Raw genomic sequence first — 17,551 nt, forward strand, 5'->3', positions numbered from 1 at the left:
CTTACGCTTCCTCCCTTGTTAAATGAATGAATAGATCTTGAAGGGAAATAGGACCAACTTCTAATCCTTTTTGCTGTGCTTCATTTCTTTGTTTGTCACTAATGTCACCATAAACCATCACTGATTTTGTACCACCAAGCTTTTGTTCACTCAATTGATGCATCCCACTGACAAAGTCATCAACTAAATTAGTTACCCCAGTTATGGAAGCCCCTCTGGAAGCCAATGTTTCATATTCTTCCTGAAGGACAAGTGCTCCTTTATCAATAATAATGACTTCATCAAATAAATAATCCATTTCTGATACAAGGTGTGTTGATAAAATAATCGTCCGTGGATGTTCGGATTGATCTGCCAGCAATTCTTTATAAAAAATTTCCCGGGTAGGTGCATCCATGCCAAGGTAGGCTTCATCAAAAATGGTTAGTGGTGACCTGGAAGCTAATCCCATCGTCACATTAAGTGCAGATTGCATTCCCTTTGAAAGCTTATTCACCGGCTTTTCCAATGGAAGCTTAAATATTTTTACGAGATGATCGGCATAATTCGTATCGAAATCAGGTCGATACCTTTCGACTGCTTCAAGCATACCTTTCACCTTTTCCGTTTCATCTTTATAATCCTTCTCATAGATAAATGTAACTTTTTGCATGATATTTGCATTTTCAAATGGCTTTTCTCCATCCATTTTTACAGAGCCTTCTGAGGACTCTCGAAAAGAGGCCAATAATGAAAGAAGAGAGGTTTTCCCTGCACCATTTCGCCCAAGAATTCCATGAATTTTCCCGCTTTCGAGATGAAAGGAAATATTTTTTAGTGCTTCAAAATCGTTATATTTTAGGGATAAGTTGCGAACATCTACATCAATTGTCATGTTAAATCACGTCCTTTTACCTTTTTAATTAACTCAAATATTTCCGTTTCCGATATTCTTAGTTTATTGGCTTCCTGCACCAATCCAATAACATAATCATCAACAAATGCGTCCTTTCGTTGTTGCATCAGTTTTTCTTTTGCACCTTCTGCGACAAACATGCCAACACCTCGTTTTTTATAAAGTATTCCTTCATCGACTAACTGGCTTACTCCCTTTGATACAGTGGCATGATTGATTTTATAAAAGTTGACCAGTTGATTTGTGGAGGGCGCCTGATCTTTTTCTTTCAGTTGGTCATTTACAATTTGATCTTCAATTTTTTCCCGTACTTGTATGAATATAGGTTTGTCATTATTAAATAGTTTACTCAACGGGAATCACCACCCTGCTTATTTTGATTTTATACATATACAGTTACATGGTTATATACTCATATGTATAACCATAATAGATGATTTGGATTTTGTCAATTGAATTTAGTAAAAAAAAAGATCTGAAAGGATTAAGCCCCTTCCAGACCTTTAATATTATTCTTAGCATAGTATGATTTCCTATCTCGTAAAAATAGAAAGTTTTTCAATACGTGAAATGGCTTCTTTGATCCTTTTCTCATCTACTAAAAGACCAACACGCACATAGCCTTCTCCGTGTTTTCCGAAGCCATTTCCTGCGGCAACTGCAACATCTGCCTTTTCCAAAAGAAACTCGGTAAATCCTTCACTTGTATACCCCTCGGGAACTGGAAGCCAGGAGAAAAATGATCCGCCTGGTGCAGTGACATCCCATCCAATTCGCTTACATTCAGCGATTAAAACCTCCCGGCGCTGTTCATAAAGTTTCACAAGATCATCAACACATGATTGGTCAGCAGTCAATGCAACAGCTGCTGCATGCTGCACAGCAGGAAATAAACCTACATAAAGGTGATCCTGTATCAAATTAATTGCTTCAATCATATGTTTATTTCCAACAGCAAATCCAACCCGCCAGCCTGCCATATTGTATGTCTTAGACATTGTGTAAAGCTCAATGCCATTCTCCTTTGCGCCTTTAGCCTGCATATAGCTAACCGGTTTCTTTCCATCAAATCCAATTGCTCCATATGCGAAGTCATGAACAACTTTTATATCGGATTCCTTTGCTAGTTCAATCGTTTCCTCAAAAAATTCCAATGAAGCTGTTGCACCAGTTGGGTTATTTGGATAATTTAAATAGATTAATTTTGCCAGCCGCTTATGTTCTTCTGTAAGATTCCCATAGTCAGGGAGATAGTTATTTTCAGCTGACAAAGGCATTGTTTCATAGTTTACGTTTGCGAGACCAGCTCCTGATAAATAGTCAGGATAGCCAGGGTCAGGTAAGAGCATTAATTCATCTTCATTCATTAAGGCGAGTGGCAATTCAACAAGTCCTGCTTTTGCTCCAAATAAAATAGCTACTTCTGTTTTAGGATCAATTGTTACATCATATTGCTGTTTATAAAAGTCACTGGCAGCCTGTCTTAGCTCGTCAGTTCCCCGGAAAGGAGAATATTTATGTGTTTCAGGATTTTCGACAGCTTTTTGCAGAGCTTTTACGATATGTAATGGTGTTGGTTGATCTGGATTTCCTTGCCCCAGGTTAATCACATCTCGACCCTCATTGACTGCATAGGCAACCTTTAGAGCGAGAGAAGCGAAAAATTGTGGGGGTAGATTTTTTAACCGATCAGAAAAGACCATTGTAATAACCTCCTTAAGTAATATATAAATAGTTAGCAGATTTGGAAAGTATAAACTTATCTCAATATAAAGTATAATACAATATAAGATTAAATTGTATTAATAAAAATATCCAAAGGTGGTGGGGGAATGAAAATCGCAGCTGTACAGATTGATGTATGCTATGGGGAACCAGATAAAAATTTTCCGCGAGTAGAAGAAAAAATTACAGAAGCGGCCGCGCAAGGTGCAAACATTGTTGTTCTTCCCGAGATGTGGAATACAGGCTATGATTTAGCTCGTCTGGAGGAAATAGCGGATGTTGAGGGGAAAAGAACGAAAGAATTATTTACCAGATTATCAAAGGAATTAGGCATTCATATAATTGGAGGATCTGTTTCAACTAGGAAAGGAAATGAATTTTTTAACACAATGTATGTGGTAAATAAACATGGGGAAATAATTTCATCGTATGATAAAGCACATTTATTTAAGCTGATGGATGAACATCACTATTTACAACAGGGGAATCAACTCCATGTATTCTCATTGGATAATGTCCAAATGGGTGGAGTGATTTGCTATGATATTCGTTTTCCTGAATGGCTTAGGAAGCATGTGCTGGAGGGTGCTAATCTGTTGTTTGTTCCCGCACAGTGGCCGGCAGCGAGAATTGATCATTGGCGAATACTATTACAGGCAAGAGCGATTGAAAATCAATGCTTCGTCATAGGGGTAAATCGTGTTGGAGAAGATCCGAATAATACATTTAATGGTCAGTCCATGGTTATTGCTCCTTGGGGTGAAGTTATTTGGATTGGAGAAAATAAGGAAACGATCGGAATAATAGATTTACAATTACAGGAAGTAGAGGAAGTTCGGAAAAGGATTCCTGTTTTTCAGGATCGTAGAGAAGATTTGTATAAATAGAAATTTGGTGGCCGTCCCTGCCGTATTAGTTCGGTAATATGGCGGGCAGCCCTTTTTTTATTTTGTGTTTAATGAACGGAATTCTTCAATTGCCCTTAGCCAATTTCCCTTCATGATGGTTGATGCATCTGATGGCTCCCCATTTTTCATTAATTTAATAATTGCAGTATGCTCATCGATGGATTTTTTGGTTAAAACAATCGAGTTGTGAAAAAATAATCTTCTGACATGTGCCTGCAGTGATGCAAGCATTGAATGAATATATTGGTTGTTTGCAGTATTGACGATGATTTGATGAAATTCCTCATCGATTTTTAAGGCTGAATAATAATTTTCTGAATGAATTGCATCTGCAAATCGTTCATTCGTATTTTCAAGCATACTAATTACTTCATCCGTTAGATTTGGGATGGCCAGTTCAGCGGATAAAGCTTGCAATGCTGCTAATGGTGGGAGCAGATCTTTAATGGATTCTTTTTCCACCTCTGTAACTTGTGTTGCTTTACCCGGATACATTTTTACAAAACCCTGTACTTCAAGAAGCTGTAGGGATTCACGCACGGGAGTTCTGCTAACACCCAAGGCTTGAGCAAGTTCTGTATCATTTAATTTTTCATTCGGCTGCAATGTCCCATCTATAATCCACTGCTGCAGTTGGTTGAATGCGCTTTCCTTTGCGGACTTTCGGATTGGTTTTGAGTGATCAGCTGGTATTGGCATTTCACTTCACCCTTTCATACGTATTGATAGGTATAATCTATGTAATAGTATACTATAAAATCCGGCACATTCATATATGCAATATATTGCGCAGAGGGGATTTTTCCCATCCTCAATTTGTGGAATTTGCAAATCGAATTAAAAACTGGAACAATATATAATGAATAGCTTGGATAGGAGATATGCCATAATGAAATGTAAAATAAATCGAAATGCAGCAAAAGTGTTAAAAAAGATGCTGGAAAGTAATGAGGCAGAAGGGAAAATGATTCGTGTTTATGTAACACATCTTCACGGAGATCATGCACACTATGATATAAAATTAGACACTCCTACAGAAAATGATGAAGTTGTCAAAACAGATAAGGATATTGATATTATTCTTGAAAAAGATGACGGCTTTTTAGATGGTGTATGGATTCAATATTTTTACGTGCCGAAAGAAGAAATGTATATTACAAATCCTTCTATAAGCAAAGGGCATCACCACTAAAATGTCCAAAAGTAATGCCCCCTTCAGCAACTCTGAAAGGGGCTTATTTTTGAGTGTTTCTAATGGGAAAGTCTTTATCACTTTAAAGTGCTTTCTAGTAAGGTTCTGCGTCATGCCCTTTATCGACAGCTTGTTCTGGTGCCTTTTCAGCATCTTTATTTCCGAGTGGGTTTTTGCTTGTACCATCTTTTCCTGCACTTTCCAATCCTTCTCTTAAGCGGCGACCGTATTCTTCGTCTGCTTCCTCAGCAAGTGCAATCATTTTATCTTGAATTCTCTGGTCACATTGTGAAATATCTCCAACAAGATTGGAAATTAATTCATCCCTCTCCCAGTCTTCAAACATGCGAAAGGTTTCTCCAGCCTGCTTTGTATTATCATCTCGATCAATCGATTCACGTACAAGGTTTCCTTCAATCTTTGGTGTGTGTTCTTTTCCGAGCTGTTCTGCTTCTTTTAACCCACCTAAAATAGATGGTTCGTAGTTTACATGTGGATTTTGCCCAGGTGCTTTATCATTTTCGTGGCGTTGTTGCCCGCCTTCCTGGTTTGTTGCTACACGCTTTTTGGCTGCATTGATTGGGATTTGCAAATAGTTCGCACCTCCACGATATCGCTGTGTGTCAGAATACGAAAATGTCCGTCCCTGAAGCATCTTGTCATCTGAGAAATCAAGCCCATCGACAAGTACACCCGTTCCAAAAGCAGATTGCTCAACCTCTGTAAAGTAATTTTCCGGATTTTTATTTAAGGTCAATTTTCCAACCGGTAGCCATGGGAACTGATCTTCAGGCCATAATTTTGTATCGTCAAGTGGATCAAAATCAAGTTCCGGATGTGGGCCGTCCTCCATAATTTGTACAAACAACTCCCATTCCGGGTAATCACCAGCCTCAATAGCTTCGTATAAATCCTGTGTGGCATGGTTGAAATTAGTTGCCTGAATCTCATTTGCCTCTTTAACTGTCAGATTTTTGATACCTTGTTTCGGCTCCCAGTGGTATTTTACCAGCACTGCTTTACCATCCTTGTTCACCCATTTATATGCGTTCACACCAGATCCCTGCATCATCCGATAATTTGCAGGAATCCCCCAAGGAGAATAAATAAATGTAACCATATGGAAGGATTCTGGTGAATTCGAACAAAAGTCAAAAAAACGCTCACTATCCTGTATATTTGTCACAGGATCCGGTCTAAATGCATGAATCATATCAGGGAACTTCATGGCATCACGGATAAAAAAGATTTTTATATTGTTTCCAACTAAATCCCAGTTGCCATCCTCTGTGTAAAATTTAACCGCAAATCCACGTGGATCCCGAAGTGTTTCCGGTGAATGCGTCCCATGTACAACTGTTGAAAAACGGACGAAAACAGGAGTCTGCTTGCCTTTTTCCTGAAAAAGTTTAGCCCGTGTATATGTTGACACGGGTTCATCACCGACTGTTCCATATGTCTCAAAATAACCATGTGCACCAGCACCACGTGCATGTACGATGCGCTCAGGTACTTTCTCCCGATCAAAGTGGCTGATCTTTTCGATGTAGTCATAGTTTTCCAGCATTGCCGGACCACGGTTACCAACTGTTCTTAAGTTCTGATTGTTTGTAACCGGTTGTCCTTGCCTGGTGGTTAATGTGTCTTCGTTTTCTATGTGTGTTTCGGTCTTTTTGCTATTTGGTTGATCCTTGGTCATTCACTACCATCCTTTATTTATTATTTTTGAGCATAAAACTCTAAGGTTTTTTTCCGCTATGTTTAAGTGTGCCCAATTAGAGCAAAATAATAATTAAAATTAAAAGATGAGTAATAATAATTTGGTACCAGATCTTAATACTATATGCTAAAATAGAGTTAATGTTATTTAAGATAGAAGAGGGGATTACCATGTATTATTTTGCAGCTTATTTAGTAAAGTTAATTTTAAGTTTGTTTGGCAGAATAAAAACCTATCAAAAAGAAAATCTGCCTAAAACAGGTGGCTATATAATTGCATGTACCCATACAGGGTGGGTTGATATATTATGGCTTGGCGTTTCTGTATTACCTACGAAAATATTTTATATGGCTAAAAAAGAACTGTTTCAAACACGTTTTCTAAAATGGCTAATGGGAAAGTTACATGCATTTCCGGTTGATCGGGAAAATCCCGGGCCAAGTACAATAAAAATTCCGCGTAAACTGCTAAAGCAAGATAAAGTAGTGGGGATCTTTCCCAGTGGAACAAGAACGAGTGAGGAAGCACCATTAAAAAGAGGGGCGGTAACCATTGCTGCCTATTCAAAGGTTCCAATTGTACCTGTCGCTTATGCCGGGCCAAATAATTTTAAAGAATTATTTAAACGAAAGAAACCTAAGATTATTTTCGGGGAACCAATAAATTTATCCGAAAACCACCCGAAAAAAGAGGCTATGGAAATCATGATGGATGAGCTTAATACAGAATTACACAGGTTACAGAAAGAATTACAAAATTAAATCTACTTATCGAGCAGCCACGTTTTCAATAATGCGGCTGCTTTTTTATTTGAAGTTTTTAATCGTGAAAATACTAACCAATGAGCCCCTCCATCCAAAGACGTAGAAACCCTAATTTTAAAGGAGGGTATTTTTGCTGTGATATTTCAGTCGCCATGCCGAAGACTGGGGAGGTAATTCCATATAGTATAAACATTATAAGAAATATAAAAACGAAGGGAAGAAAATAGATGATGAATTATCATTATAATGTTTATAAGGAGTTAGCGGATGCACGTATGAAAGATTTGCAAAAGATTACCTTTGAACAAAAGAGATATGCTAAAGTCAAACGTAGGAGTCCGGTAAAAAAAAAGGGTGCGTTCCATGTTTCAAAAAGTTGGTGGACTAAAAAGTAAGCTTGCAGTTCATAAGACGCCTCCTTGCAATGGTTAAGGAGGCAAACGTGACGAGCTTCAAGCAGATACTTTGTTTGCCGAAAAGGCTGAATGCAGCTATTTTATTCACCTGGAATTAATCGCACGGTTATTTCTTCATAGGGCGTTTGTTCATAACCTTTAAGTAATCCTTTATTAGTGATAAGCTTTTTTGCTACTGTTTTTTGTTTCAAAGTGATGTGTACTTCATTCTCAAAAGGGAATTCACTCATAGCAATAGTCTTGGTATCCATCCAATGCAGTTCTACTTTTTGTTGATTAAATCCATTTAACGAAGATGAGAGAGGTATTCCATTTTTGAAAAAGCGGTGCTCATTTTCTTTTGTAACTCCAGGCTCATTTAAACAAATATAAAGGGATAGGTTATCACCAAGCTGAATAAGGCTGTAGTGGTGGTTAAACAAACGTTTGTGTAACATTTTGAAGGAGTCAAAAATTCGCTTTTGCCGTAATTCCTCTGCTTTAACAAAGGATTGTGCTTCCGTTGAAGTATTATTTAATAAAAAGCGTTTATAATGCTCACTGCATAAAAGTGCCGCATAAGCGTCAACCTTTTCTACTTCATCGATGCCATTTTTATAAAGTACTATTTTGGGAAGTGTAGGAAAATCAACGAAGGTATAAGGTGCCTGGCTTTCATCATTCCAGAAAGGCTGCTTGTCGAATGGATGCCATCCACAGTCATGTTTGTAGATAGCATACTCAACAGATTTTCTAAAATCCTGTCCTTTAAATAATGAGCTCTTCCATTTGGACATTATATCTCCTGACACTATAGCATGGTTGTCCTGCTCGATCAGAACAAAATCATCCGAGCGCTCTCTAACAATCATCGTAAATCATCCTTTCATTTATTTAAGCTTACCATTTTTCCAGTTATCAAAAAATTAAACTGCTTTACTCACAAAAAACCGTTTCAAAAGGGTGCTTCCCCTCTGAAACGGTTATTCTTATACAAGCGTATTAAATTTCAAGCGTTTATTCAATGCATACATAATCGGTATTCCAATAGCTAAAACTGCTAGTTCACCTGCAGCGGTCGTCAACCATGTAAGCAAGAAAGGAAATCCTAATGCCAGGTTAAGTTCAAATGCAATAATAAACATATTGAACGAGAATATTAGTGTGTTAGCAACAAGCAGAATCCATATGTTTTTAATGAATTTTGCCAGCAATATGATAATGAGTAATGAAATAGCAGAATGTGCTACACCAAAAATAAGATCATACATGCCTAAAGGTGAGAAAATATTAGTTATAAATACACCTAGTATGATTCCAAAGAAATACTTTTTGCTAAATACGATGAGGTGGTTAAACATTTCCGGGATCCGAAACTGGATGCTTGAAAATGCAAGTGGTTCAATTGCCAGTGAAACAGCTATATATAACGCAGCAATCAATCCATTGGCCACCAATGTTTTTAATTTCATTAAAAAATCCTCCCTAGTTTTTTATCGTGGGATGGTCACGAACCACGTGTCCTAAGGTAAATCTCAGAGACTATTATATTATAAAGGTTTATGGAACAAAATCAAGAGTGGAAAAAATATTCTCTGTTAAAAAAGTTTATGTAAAAAATTCGAGTGAAACTTTAATGTGAATTTTAATTTGACAAAACAATCATAAGTTATTATAATTACTTACATAAAGTAACTAAGTATAAAATTGTAATAAATAATTGTTAAATGGGAGAGGGAAAATAAAATGGAAAAGAAATTTTTTGAAAAACCAACGATATATGTTGGTGAAGTTAATATAAAAGTAACAAACATGGAAAAATCATTGACTTTTTATAAAGAGATTATGGGATTTGACGTACTGGGGCAATCAGAGCGAAAAGCCGCCTTGACTGCAGATGGAAAGACGCCATTGTTAGTATTGGAACAACCATCCGGTATTATGCCAAAAGAGGAAAGGACAACCGGATTATATCATTTTGCAATTCTTTTGCCATCACGTGCAGACCTATCATCATTTTTAAAACATATGATTCAAACGAGAACTCGGATTGGAGCATCAGATCATTACGTTAGTGAAGCACTGTACCTTTCAGATCCGGATGGCAATGGGATTGAAGTATACCACGACCGTCTTGCTTCAGAATGGAGCTGGGCTGATGGCCAGGTTGCTATGGCAACAGAACCTCTGGACGGGGATGGTCTGCTTGCGGAAAGCGAAAAAGAATGGGTGAGCCTTCCAAATGATACGGTGATGGGTCACATTCACTTACATGTAGCAGATTTAGAAAAAACGAGGGAGTTTTACATTACTGGTCTTGGTTTTAAGGTTGTAACGAATTATCCTGGTGCACTTTTTACATCAACTGGTGACTATCATCACCACATCGGACTGAATGTATGGAATGGTGCAGGTGCTAAATCCCCGTCGAAGAACAGTGTGGGATTAAACTGGTTTACACTTATTTTTCCAGATGAAAATACAAGGGATGAAGCAGTCAATCGCTTACAGAAAATTGGTGCTGAAGTGAAAAGAGAAGCTGATTATGTAATGACAGAGGATCCTTCTGGAAATGTTATTCAGTTGAGAATTAATTAAAGCTAAGGTGTTGCATATATGATATGTAAAAAGCGAGGGATGTTGGTTCCCCGCTTTTTTTACGTTTACCCCTGGCTTTCAATCCATTTTTTGTTTAGTATAGTTTGGGTTAGGGTAAGATACTGTATATCATTATTTTTGGTTTATTTAAGCTACATAGTAAAAATAAAAAATTATAGAATGGAAAGGAACCTTATGAAGAAAAAAGAGTCTTATAAAAATCCAGTATTTTTTATATCCGCAATTATCGTTGGGTTATTAGTCATCATTGGAGCATTCCTGCCAGAACAATTTGGTGCAGTAGCCCAAGCACTTTTCGACTTCACAACTATTAATTTCGGGTGGTTTTATTTATTCGCAGTATTTATTATCATCCTGTTCCTTGTTGGGATTTCTGTCAGTAAATACGGGAAAATGCGATTGGGACCTTCTGATTCTCGGCCGGAATACCCATTTTTCACATGGATTGGCATGCTGTTCTCAGCTGGTTTTGGGGTGTCCCTTGTTTTCTGGAGTGTTGCAGAACCGATGAGTCATTTTTTTGTCACTCCATTTCCTGGAGTGGAAGCCCAGTCGGAGGAAGCAGCGAGAATAGCAATGGGGTATTCCTTTTTTCATTGGGGAATCAGTCAATGGGCCGTCTTTGCAATTGCCGGACTTGCGATTGCCTTTCTTCAATTCAGGAAGAACAAAAGTGGATTAGTTTCTGCCGCAATAGAGCCAGTAGTAGGTAAAAACAAGGCAGTAGCAAATATGGTTAACATTTTGGCTGTAATTGCGACCGTCATGGGTGTTGCGACAACAGTTGGTCTCTCATTTATTCAGCTAAACGGAGGGTTGTCATCTGTATTTAATATACCTAATAATATTGGCGTACAAGTCATTATTGCGCTCGTCATGCTGGTTGCTTATATGCTTTCCAGTGTTACAGGGCTAGACAAAGGGATTAAGTGGCTGAGCAATATCAATTTGGGGCTGGCTCTTCTAGTAATGGTAATTGTATTTTTCTTAGGGCCAACAGTGTTTATTTTAAACACCTTTGTACTTGGCATAGGTGATTATATTTCCAATTTCGTGCAGTACAGTTTGCGATTAACACCATATGCAGGCGGTGATTGGGTTTACCAGTGGACCATTTTCTACTGGGCATGGGCAATCGCCTGGTCACCGTTTGTTGGGGCATTCGTAGCCCGAGTATCCAGAGGCAGAACGGTCCGTGAATTTGTCAGCGGGGTTATGGTAGTACCACCAGCAATAGCCTGTGTCTGGATTGCAGTATTTGGCGGCACGGCAGTATATAGTGACTTAAACAATGGAACGCAAATTGCCGAGGCTGTAAACGATGATGTAACGGTAGCCCTCTTTGAAGCCTTGGGCGTTGTACCGTTTACAGACATTCTATCGATTATATCGATTCTGCTTATTTTCACATTCATGGTAACATCTGCGGACTCTGCTACTTATATTTTAGGAAGTATGACATCCAAGGGATCTCTGAATCCAGCGCTGATAACCAAAATTATTTGGGGTGTCCTTATAACAGCAATTGCCCTTGTATTATTATTTACAGGTGGATTGGGTGCATTGCAGACTGCATCATTAACAGCAGCATTGCCATTTACAGTTATTCTTCTGATTATGATTGTTTCGATTTTTAAAGAGCTTAAAAATAAAAATACCGAAAAGTAGGGCAGGGGCAGTTAATGAATGCATCAAAATAATCTTTTGAAACTAACTCCCGAATCCTTACGTAATATCTTATAATGCATTATCAGAATCATTACACAGAAAATAGGGTAGGGATATGGTAATGACTTTACTAAGAAAAGGAAGAACTATTTATGGCTTATGTACTATTGCTCGTTGGTTTCGGGTTATTAATTAAAGGAGCAGATTATTTTGTTGAGGCTTCATCCAACATTGCAAGTTTGCTTCGGGTTCCACCAATTCTGATCGGATTAACAATTGTGGCTTTTGGAACAAGTTCTCCGGAAGCAACAGTTAGTATCATTGCTGCCTTAGGAGGAAGTGCTGATGTTTCACTAGGGAATGTGGTGGGAAGTAATGTTTTTAATATTACGTTGGTTGTAGGGATAGCGGCAATTCTTTACCCATTAAAAGTAGAAAATGAAACAATTAAGAAAGAAGTTCCATTTACATTGCTCGCAAGTGGTGTATTACTTGTACTGATGAGTGACGTGGTATTACAGGGATTCGGTAGTAATTTACTTACTCGTAGTGATGGTTTAATATTTTTATTGTTTCTATCCATCTTTATGTATTATGTTATTGAAGTTGGCTTGAAAAGTCGTAAGGATTCAGCCAATGAGTCAGTTCCTGATGATATAACCTGGGGGAAAAATATATTATTCACTTTGATTGGTCTTGCAGCAATCATATTTGGTGGAAATCTAGTAGTACACAATGGAACTGAAATAGCTTATTCACTTGGAATGAGTGAAACACTTGTAGGGCTCACGATTATTGCTATAGGAACATCGCTACCGGAGTTGGTGACTTCCATAACCGCAGCCCTTAAGAAGGAAAGTGAAATTGCACTGGGGAATATTGTGGGAAGTAATATTTTCAATATATTATTTGTGCTTGGTGCCTCATCTGTAATAACCCCACTCGCTGTTAATGGTAAGGTTTTTATGGATGTTGTCATAATGATGCTCCTAACCATTTTATTATTGGTCTTCTCAAGAACTAGTTTTAAAATAGGAAAATCCGAGGGTCTTATTCTAGTGGTTGGCTACGTTATATACCTGGTATACATTATTTTGCGAAACTAAAAGAAAACCGTTCTGCATATGTGTGCAGAACGGTTTTTCATGTTATATGGATGTATACCATTTCTCAGCTGCTTCCACTTCATCAAATGTCAGCTGATGGCCTCTGTTTTCCCAATGCAATTTTACATGAGCACCTGCAGTTTCAAGTAAAGATTTAAGATCCTCAGATTCCTGTGCTGGACAGATTGGATCATTTTTACCTGCTGCAATAAATACACCTTTACCTGATAGATCCGGTAAATCAATTCCTCTTCTAGGTACCATTGGGTGATGCAGGATTGCTCCTTTTAAAGCATCTTTATAATGAAATAGTAAGCTGGCAGCGATATTTGCACCATTTGAATAGCCAATTGCCATGATATTGTTTCGGTCAAATTCATATTTCTCGGCTGCTTCATCAAGAAATTCGTTTAATTCCTTCGTGCGGTTAATTAAATCTTCTTCGTCAAATACACCTTCAGCCAATCTGCGGAAAAATCTTGGCATTCCATTTTCAAGTACGTTTCCCCGTACACTTAACACATTTGCACCTGCATCAATTTTATCTGCCAGTGGCAGGAGATCCTGTTCAGTTCCACCAGTTCCGTGAAGTAATAGCAATGTTGGCTTTGATGGATCGTTTCCTTTTTGAAAAATATGTTTCATTATTTAAGCTCCTTTCTCTATATCAGCGTTCAACTTGAAAATACATCATGATTATTTCTCTACTTTTTTTCCTACTCTTTTTAGGATATCAATCACTGTTTTCTTCTCTTCTGCCGAAATATCTTCAAAAATTTCCTCAATTACTTTCTGATGCTTTGGAAATATTTCATCCATAAGCTGTTTGCCGGACTCAGTAATTTGAATGTAAACAACCCGTCTATCTTCTTTGCATGCGCTTCGTTCCAGCAAACCTTTCGTCTCTAATTTGTCTATGACATAAGTTATAGACCCAGTATTAATGAGAACTGCTTCTGAAATCTGCCGAACAGTTTGTCTTCCTTTGTGATATATTGCTTCTAAAATTGTGAAATCTGAAGTTTTCATGTCATAATTGCTTATATCTTTCTTTATTTGCTCCTGGACTGACTTTGATGATTTCATTAATACAACAAATGCTTTTAATGATAAACTTTCGCTCATAAGATCACCTCAATGGATATTAGATTATTGTAAAGGGAATACCTTTAATTAATTTATTTTGAATTAAATGTAATAATATACCATTATTTAAAAAATGTCAAAGCTTTTTATTTTATCCCACATGTTACTGGTGTAGAAATCTGACTGAATAAAGTTTCTATTACTAAAAAGGAACCTGCCAATTACAAACAAGTTCCTTTCTATATGTTTGGGTTTACGTGATAAGACATGCTTTGTTATTCTGCGATTTAGTTTTCAGGTCCGGAGCTTCAGCATCTGCATTTGTTTATTAAACAAGGTAGGATAGGATAAAAATCCGAGCATAATACTGGTTACAGAAGCTGTTGTTAACAGCAGAAACAAAATAAGCAATTGAAATTGTACAGCCTGAACTGGATCAGCACCAGCAATAATTTGACCACTCATCATTCCAGGTAATTGAACAAGTCCAATGGTTTTCTGGCTTTCGATCGTAGGGATCATGCTTGCTCTTATGGAAGTAATCAATGACATATGAATGGCCTGTTTCGGTGTACCACCAAGAGACAGAATCAATTCAGTTTCATCCTGTCTAGTTTCAACCTCTGATGTAAAACGATTCAGAAAAAGAATGGAAAGTACCATGGAATTACCAACCACCATTCCACTGATTGGAATAATAAATTGAGCAGTTGGTGGGGTAATCTGAAACCCGAGCAGGATTCCTTGTGTCAATACCTCAACAAAAATGAAAGTTCCAACAAGCTTCCAGATAATCCCCTTAATTGCAGCACCTTTCTTTTGAGCATTATGAGTCGCAGCTGCAATCATGAGAATGATCATTAGTATAATATATATATAATTTCCCGCATCAAATACGAAAGTCAGAACATATCCGACTACAAGCAGCTGAATAATTGAACGAACTGTTGCTATAATCGTATCCTTTTCCAATCCAAGCTTTAGGGTTTTGGATAGGAAAATAGGAATTAAAACAAAAATCAGTGCTAAAGATAACGTCAGATAACTCATTCAATCTCCCCCTTAACAAAAAGCTTTACATGATTGTTTTGAGGGTTATTCAGCAGACTGCTTTCACCTGATTCCATCAGCTTCCCATCCATCATAACCCAGATGTAATCGCCAATCGATAAAGCCTGCTGCAGGTTATGGGTGATCCAAATAATCGTAACCTGATAATTATCATTAATCTTTTTAATTAATGTTTCAATCTCCTCCTGAGAAACTCTGTCCAGTGAGGATGTAATTTCATCGAGTAATAATATGTTTGGCTTATTCACCAATGTTCTGGCGATGGAAACTTTTTGTCGTTGTCCACCGGAAAGGTCTTTTACATTTCGATGTAAGTAATCTGCTTCAAGTCCGACATCCTTTAATAAATCCTTTGCATTAGCTTCAGGCAGATCCCCACTTTGGAGGGTTAACGGCATGGATAGGTTTTTATAAACACTGCCACTGAGCATTGTAGCACTTTGAAGAGCCAGACCTGCCATTCTCCTTAACTCTGTCGGTTCATAGCTTACAATGTTCTCCCCGTTTACTAAAATTTCACCCGCTTCGGGAGAAATCAGTCTATTACATAGTCGGAACAATGTAGTCTTTCCCGCACCTGAAGGGCCGACCAATGTAGTGATTTTTCCTTTAGGAAATGTACCGGTGACATCTTTTATAATTTGCAATTCTCCATCAGAATAGGAAACATTCTTGAACTCTATAGCTGTGTCGTTAGGTGTATTCATTTAGTTGATCCTTTCTAATCAGTGGAGTTATTTATCTAAAAAACGAATCCTTTATAGAGTCTACCAAATTTTCATTATTATGACATGAGATAACTCTAAACACATATGAACCTATTTGTTTTCCAACGCTCTTTTTCTTTTTAAGAGGATTTGAAATTCCTCTTCAAGTGCTTCGGTTGACTCAATACTAAGTTTGCTGAGAATTTCCGATATTTTTGTCTCAACTACAAGCAATTCCTGTTCCGCAGAATTTGCTTCCTGCTTGGGAATATGTTGTGTAAATTCCTCATAGGTTCCCTCAAACAAGGTTAGTTTTGTGTCTTTGATTTCCAAAATCCGATCTGCAATAGTCTGGATAAATCTACGATCATGGGAAACAAGTAAAATTGTACCATCATAATTAGACAGAAGTTCTTCCAATGCTTCAACTGCCTCAATATCAAGAAAATTCGTCGGTTCATCCAAAATGAGTGTATTTATATCACTGACAAATAGCTTAGCGAAGGCTACCTTAACCCTTTCACCACCGCTAAGTACATCCACCTTTTTATACACATCATCCCTTCGAAAGTGCAGTCTGGCAAGAACCGTACGGATTAAGGCTTCATCTTGATTGGACGAGACACTGACATTTTCCAATATAGATTGCTGCTTATTTAATACATCAAGATTTTGGCTGAAATAACCGATCTTCATTGCTGGTGAGATGGAAATGCCGGAATCATTATTCATTATTTTTTTCAGAAGGGTAGTTTTTCCGCTTCCGTTATTCCCCAAAATGGCAAGCTTTTCCCCACCTCTGATATGGAAGCTTGCTTTATTCCATAGGTGATGGTCCCCAGCCCTTCCAATAATACCTTCTGCTCTTAAAACAATTCTTCCTTTAAAGGCTTCCTCATTAGGTAGATTCATTTTAATCGGGGGAGCTTCCTTCACCTTTTCTACTTCTTCCAGCTTTTCTATCCTTGTCTCAATCGCTTTAGCTGATTTCCTAAGCTTCTTTTGTTTATTGGCAAAGTAAGGCTTTGCTCCAGTTATTTTTGCTTCAGAGGAGCTAACATTTTTGGGCTTTTTTGTTGCCCGCTGTGCCTTTTTCTCTTTTAATTCCAATGCCTGTTCCAACTGTTTTTTCTTCTTTATATAATGGTCATAGGAATTTTCCTGTTGTCTTATTTCGAGTTCTTTCTGAGAAACATAATCGGAATAATTTCCTTTATATTTTTTCAGTTTCCCTTCATTTATTTCCCAGATTATTTTGCATTGCGCATCCAGGAATGCACGGTCATGTGAAACGATAACAATTGCTCCGTGCCATCTTGCCAGTTGCTTTTCCAGCTTTTCAATATGCGCCGTATCAAGATTTGTTGTTGGCTCATCAGCAAATAAAACATCTGCTTTTTGAGCGAGAGAACGATTGATGTATGCTTGTGTGATTTCACCGCCACTTTTATTTATATTTGTATTTTTCAGCTGTGGAAGCAGTTCAAGTGATGCTTCTGAAGTCACTTTTCCCTCACTTGGCTGTTTCTTCCCGGAAAGAACCTCTAATAAAGTTGTTTTCCCGCTGCCGTTTGCTCCTACTAATCCGATCCGGTCTTTCTCCTGAATTTGTAGATTTTCTACATCAATTAAGAGATGTTCTCGCACATATATTTTTAAATTATTAGCTTCCAATAGAATCACACATTTCATCCC

The 17,551-nt window shown here is 37.7% G+C and carries 19 protein-coding genes and 1 riboswitch; of the genes, 7 read left to right on the forward strand and 12 right to left on the reverse strand.

Features of this window, described 5'->3' with window-relative positions; genetic code table 11:
• Window position 1: 1 nt before the first annotated feature.
• The 3 genes from CIL05_RS18060 to CIL05_RS18070 all read right to left on the reverse strand — a co-directional run bounded on the left by CIL05_RS18060 (window position 2) and on the right by CIL05_RS18070 (window position 2,598).
• The gene (locus CIL05_RS18060) at window positions 2-874 is read right to left on the reverse strand and encodes an ATP-binding cassette domain-containing protein (RefSeq protein ID WP_095656936.1); all 873 of its coding nucleotides are present in this window, start codon (window positions 872-874) and stop codon (window positions 2-4) included.
• Window positions 871-1,248 (reverse strand): GntR family transcriptional regulator, encoded by a 378-nt coding sequence (locus CIL05_RS18065; protein WP_095656937.1) that lies wholly within the window; start codon window positions 1,246-1,248, stop codon window positions 871-873. Before CIL05_RS18065 ends, CIL05_RS18060 begins: the two co-directional genes overlap by 4 nt.
• 180 nt (window positions 1,249-1,428) lie before the next feature.
• Complete coding sequence (locus tag CIL05_RS18070; RefSeq protein WP_095656938.1) at window positions 1,429-2,598, reverse strand: pyridoxal phosphate-dependent aminotransferase; 1,170 nt, start codon at window positions 2,596-2,598, stop codon at window positions 1,429-1,431.
• 129 nt (window positions 2,599-2,727) lie between these two features.
• Between CIL05_RS18070 and CIL05_RS18075 the strand changes: the two genes are divergently transcribed.
• The gene (locus tag CIL05_RS18075; RefSeq protein WP_095656939.1) at window positions 2,728-3,507 is read left to right on the forward strand and encodes a carbon-nitrogen family hydrolase; all 780 of its coding nucleotides are present in this window, start codon (window positions 2,728-2,730) and stop codon (window positions 3,505-3,507) included.
• 57 nt (window positions 3,508-3,564) lie between these two features.
• Here CIL05_RS18075 and CIL05_RS18080 read toward each other — a convergent pair whose 3' ends face one another.
• Complete coding sequence (locus tag CIL05_RS18080) at window positions 3,565-4,227, reverse strand: GntR family transcriptional regulator (protein ID WP_095656940.1); 663 nt, start codon at window positions 4,225-4,227, stop codon at window positions 3,565-3,567.
• A gap of 190 nt (window positions 4,228-4,417) precedes the next feature.
• Here CIL05_RS18080 and CIL05_RS18085 point away from each other — a divergent pair, with 190 nt between their 5' ends.
• The gene (locus tag CIL05_RS18085) at window positions 4,418-4,720 is read left to right on the forward strand and encodes a heme biosynthesis protein HemY (RefSeq protein ID WP_095656941.1); all 303 of its coding nucleotides are present in this window, start codon (window positions 4,418-4,420) and stop codon (window positions 4,718-4,720) included.
• A 94-nt stretch (window positions 4,721-4,814) separates the two neighbouring features.
• Here CIL05_RS18085 and CIL05_RS18090 read toward each other — a convergent pair whose 3' ends face one another.
• The gene (locus CIL05_RS18090; protein ID WP_095656942.1) at window positions 4,815-6,419 is read right to left on the reverse strand and encodes a catalase; all 1,605 of its coding nucleotides are present in this window, start codon (window positions 6,417-6,419) and stop codon (window positions 4,815-4,817) included.
• 191 nt (window positions 6,420-6,610) lie between these two features.
• Here CIL05_RS18090 and CIL05_RS18095 point away from each other — a divergent pair, with 191 nt between their 5' ends.
• Window positions 6,611-7,201 (forward strand): lysophospholipid acyltransferase family protein, encoded by a 591-nt coding sequence (locus CIL05_RS18095; RefSeq protein ID WP_095656943.1) that lies wholly within the window; start codon window positions 6,611-6,613, stop codon window positions 7,199-7,201.
• Between the two features lie 230 nt (window positions 7,202-7,431).
• On the forward strand, window positions 7,432-7,599 hold the full coding sequence (locus CIL05_RS22340; RefSeq protein ID WP_165769166.1) for a hypothetical protein: 168 nt from the start codon (window positions 7,432-7,434) through the stop codon (window positions 7,597-7,599).
• A 101-nt stretch (window positions 7,600-7,700) separates the two neighbouring features.
• Here the strand turns inward: CIL05_RS22340 and CIL05_RS18100 are convergent, their stop codons facing one another.
• Together CIL05_RS18100 and CIL05_RS18105 are read right to left on the reverse strand one after the other, a co-directional pair.
• Window positions 7,701-8,471 (reverse strand): DUF3891 family protein, encoded by a 771-nt coding sequence (locus CIL05_RS18100; RefSeq protein ID WP_095656944.1) that lies wholly within the window; start codon window positions 8,469-8,471, stop codon window positions 7,701-7,703.
• 117 nt (window positions 8,472-8,588) lie between these two features.
• Entirely contained in the window at window positions 8,589-9,071 is a 483-nt protein-coding gene (locus tag CIL05_RS18105) for a QueT transporter family protein (RefSeq protein ID WP_095656945.1), read from the reverse strand.
• A 7-nt stretch (window positions 9,072-9,078) separates the two neighbouring features.
• Window positions 9,079-9,123, reverse strand: a riboswitch (PreQ1 riboswitch).
• Window positions 9,124-9,345: 222 nt separating this feature from the next.
• Here CIL05_RS18105 and CIL05_RS18110 point away from each other — a divergent pair.
• From CIL05_RS18110 to CIL05_RS18120, 3 genes are all read left to right on the forward strand, one after another.
• Window positions 9,346-10,197, forward strand: coding sequence for a VOC family protein (locus CIL05_RS18110; protein WP_095656946.1), 852 nt, complete (start codon window positions 9,346-9,348; stop codon window positions 10,195-10,197).
• Window positions 10,198-10,392: 195 nt separating this feature from the next.
• Entirely contained in the window at window positions 10,393-11,886 is a 1,494-nt protein-coding gene (locus CIL05_RS18115) for a BCCT family transporter (protein ID WP_095656947.1), read from the forward strand.
• A 152-nt stretch (window positions 11,887-12,038) separates the two neighbouring features.
• On the forward strand, window positions 12,039-12,992 hold the full coding sequence (locus CIL05_RS18120; RefSeq protein ID WP_095656948.1) for a calcium/sodium antiporter: 954 nt from the start codon (window positions 12,039-12,041) through the stop codon (window positions 12,990-12,992).
• 42 nt (window positions 12,993-13,034) lie between these two features.
• Here the strand turns inward: CIL05_RS18120 and CIL05_RS18125 are convergent, their stop codons facing one another.
• The 5 genes from CIL05_RS18125 to CIL05_RS18145 all read right to left on the reverse strand — a co-directional run bounded on the left by CIL05_RS18125 (window position 13,035) and on the right by CIL05_RS18145 (window position 17,539).
• A complete protein-coding gene (locus CIL05_RS18125) occupies window positions 13,035-13,637 on the reverse strand; it encodes an alpha/beta hydrolase (RefSeq protein WP_095656949.1) in 603 nt (200 codons plus the stop codon).
• 51 nt (window positions 13,638-13,688) lie between these two features.
• Complete coding sequence (locus CIL05_RS18130; RefSeq protein ID WP_095656950.1) at window positions 13,689-14,117, reverse strand: MarR family winged helix-turn-helix transcriptional regulator; 429 nt, start codon at window positions 14,115-14,117, stop codon at window positions 13,689-13,691.
• 255 nt (window positions 14,118-14,372) lie between these two features.
• The gene (locus CIL05_RS18135; protein ID WP_095656951.1) at window positions 14,373-15,128 is read right to left on the reverse strand and encodes an ABC transporter permease; all 756 of its coding nucleotides are present in this window, start codon (window positions 15,126-15,128) and stop codon (window positions 14,373-14,375) included.
• Entirely contained in the window at window positions 15,125-15,856 is a 732-nt protein-coding gene (locus CIL05_RS18140) for an ABC transporter ATP-binding protein (RefSeq protein ID WP_095656952.1), read from the reverse strand. The genes CIL05_RS18135 and CIL05_RS18140 overlap by 4 nt, the downstream gene beginning before the upstream one ends.
• Before the next feature lie 111 nt (window positions 15,857-15,967).
• Entirely contained in the window at window positions 15,968-17,539 is a 1,572-nt protein-coding gene (locus CIL05_RS18145) for a Vga family ABC-F type ribosomal protection protein (RefSeq protein WP_095656953.1), read from the reverse strand.
• Window positions 17,540-17,551: the final 12 nt, after the last annotated feature.

This window comes from Virgibacillus profundi, from assembly GCF_002287375.1.
In the GTDB taxonomy this organism is placed as follows: domain Bacteria; phylum Bacillota; class Bacilli; order Bacillales; family Amphibacillaceae; genus Virgibacillus_K; species Virgibacillus_K profundi.

What these genes read in the sequence shown, in the direction of transcription:
- CIL05_RS18060 (WP_095656936.1), bottom strand. Translation starts at nt 874, where the DNA reads ATGACAATTGATGTAGATGTTCGCAACTTATCCCTAAAATATAACGAT.
- CIL05_RS18070 (WP_095656938.1), bottom strand. Translation starts at nt 2,598, where the DNA reads ATGGTCTTTTCTGATCGGTTAAAAAATCTACCCCCACAATTTTTCGCT.
- CIL05_RS18075 (WP_095656939.1), top strand. Translation starts at nt 2,728, where the DNA reads ATGAAAATCGCAGCTGTACAGATTGATGTATGCTATGGGGAACCAGAT.
- CIL05_RS18080 (WP_095656940.1), bottom strand. Translation starts at nt 4,227, where the DNA reads ATGCCAATACCAGCTGATCACTCAAAACCAATCCGAAAGTCCGCAAAG.
- CIL05_RS18085 (WP_095656941.1), top strand. Translation starts at nt 4,418, where the DNA reads ATGAAATGTAAAATAAATCGAAATGCAGCAAAAGTGTTAAAAAAGATG.
- CIL05_RS18090 (WP_095656942.1), bottom strand. Translation starts at nt 6,419, where the DNA reads ATGACCAAGGATCAACCAAATAGCAAAAAGACCGAAACACACATAGAA.
- CIL05_RS18095 (WP_095656943.1), top strand. Translation starts at nt 6,611, where the DNA reads ATGTATTATTTTGCAGCTTATTTAGTAAAGTTAATTTTAAGTTTGTTT.
- CIL05_RS22340 (WP_165769166.1), top strand. Translation starts at nt 7,432, where the DNA reads ATGATGAATTATCATTATAATGTTTATAAGGAGTTAGCGGATGCACGT.
- CIL05_RS18100 (WP_095656944.1), bottom strand. Translation starts at nt 8,471, where the DNA reads ATGATTGTTAGAGAGCGCTCGGATGATTTTGTTCTGATCGAGCAGGAC.
- CIL05_RS18105 (WP_095656945.1), bottom strand. Translation starts at nt 9,071, where the DNA reads ATGAAATTAAAAACATTGGTGGCCAATGGATTGATTGCTGCGTTATAT.
- CIL05_RS18110 (WP_095656946.1), top strand. Translation starts at nt 9,346, where the DNA reads ATGGAAAAGAAATTTTTTGAAAAACCAACGATATATGTTGGTGAAGTT.
- CIL05_RS18115 (WP_095656947.1), top strand. Translation starts at nt 10,393, where the DNA reads ATGAAGAAAAAAGAGTCTTATAAAAATCCAGTATTTTTTATATCCGCA.
- CIL05_RS18120 (WP_095656948.1), top strand. Translation starts at nt 12,039, where the DNA reads ATGGCTTATGTACTATTGCTCGTTGGTTTCGGGTTATTAATTAAAGGA.
- CIL05_RS18125 (WP_095656949.1), bottom strand. Translation starts at nt 13,637, where the DNA reads ATGAAACATATTTTTCAAAAAGGAAACGATCCATCAAAGCCAACATTG.
- CIL05_RS18130 (WP_095656950.1), bottom strand. Translation starts at nt 14,117, where the DNA reads ATGAGCGAAAGTTTATCATTAAAAGCATTTGTTGTATTAATGAAATCA.
- CIL05_RS18135 (WP_095656951.1), bottom strand. Translation starts at nt 15,128, where the DNA reads ATGAGTTATCTGACGTTATCTTTAGCACTGATTTTTGTTTTAATTCCT.
- CIL05_RS18140 (WP_095656952.1), bottom strand. Translation starts at nt 15,856, where the DNA reads ATGAATACACCTAACGACACAGCTATAGAGTTCAAGAATGTTTCCTAT.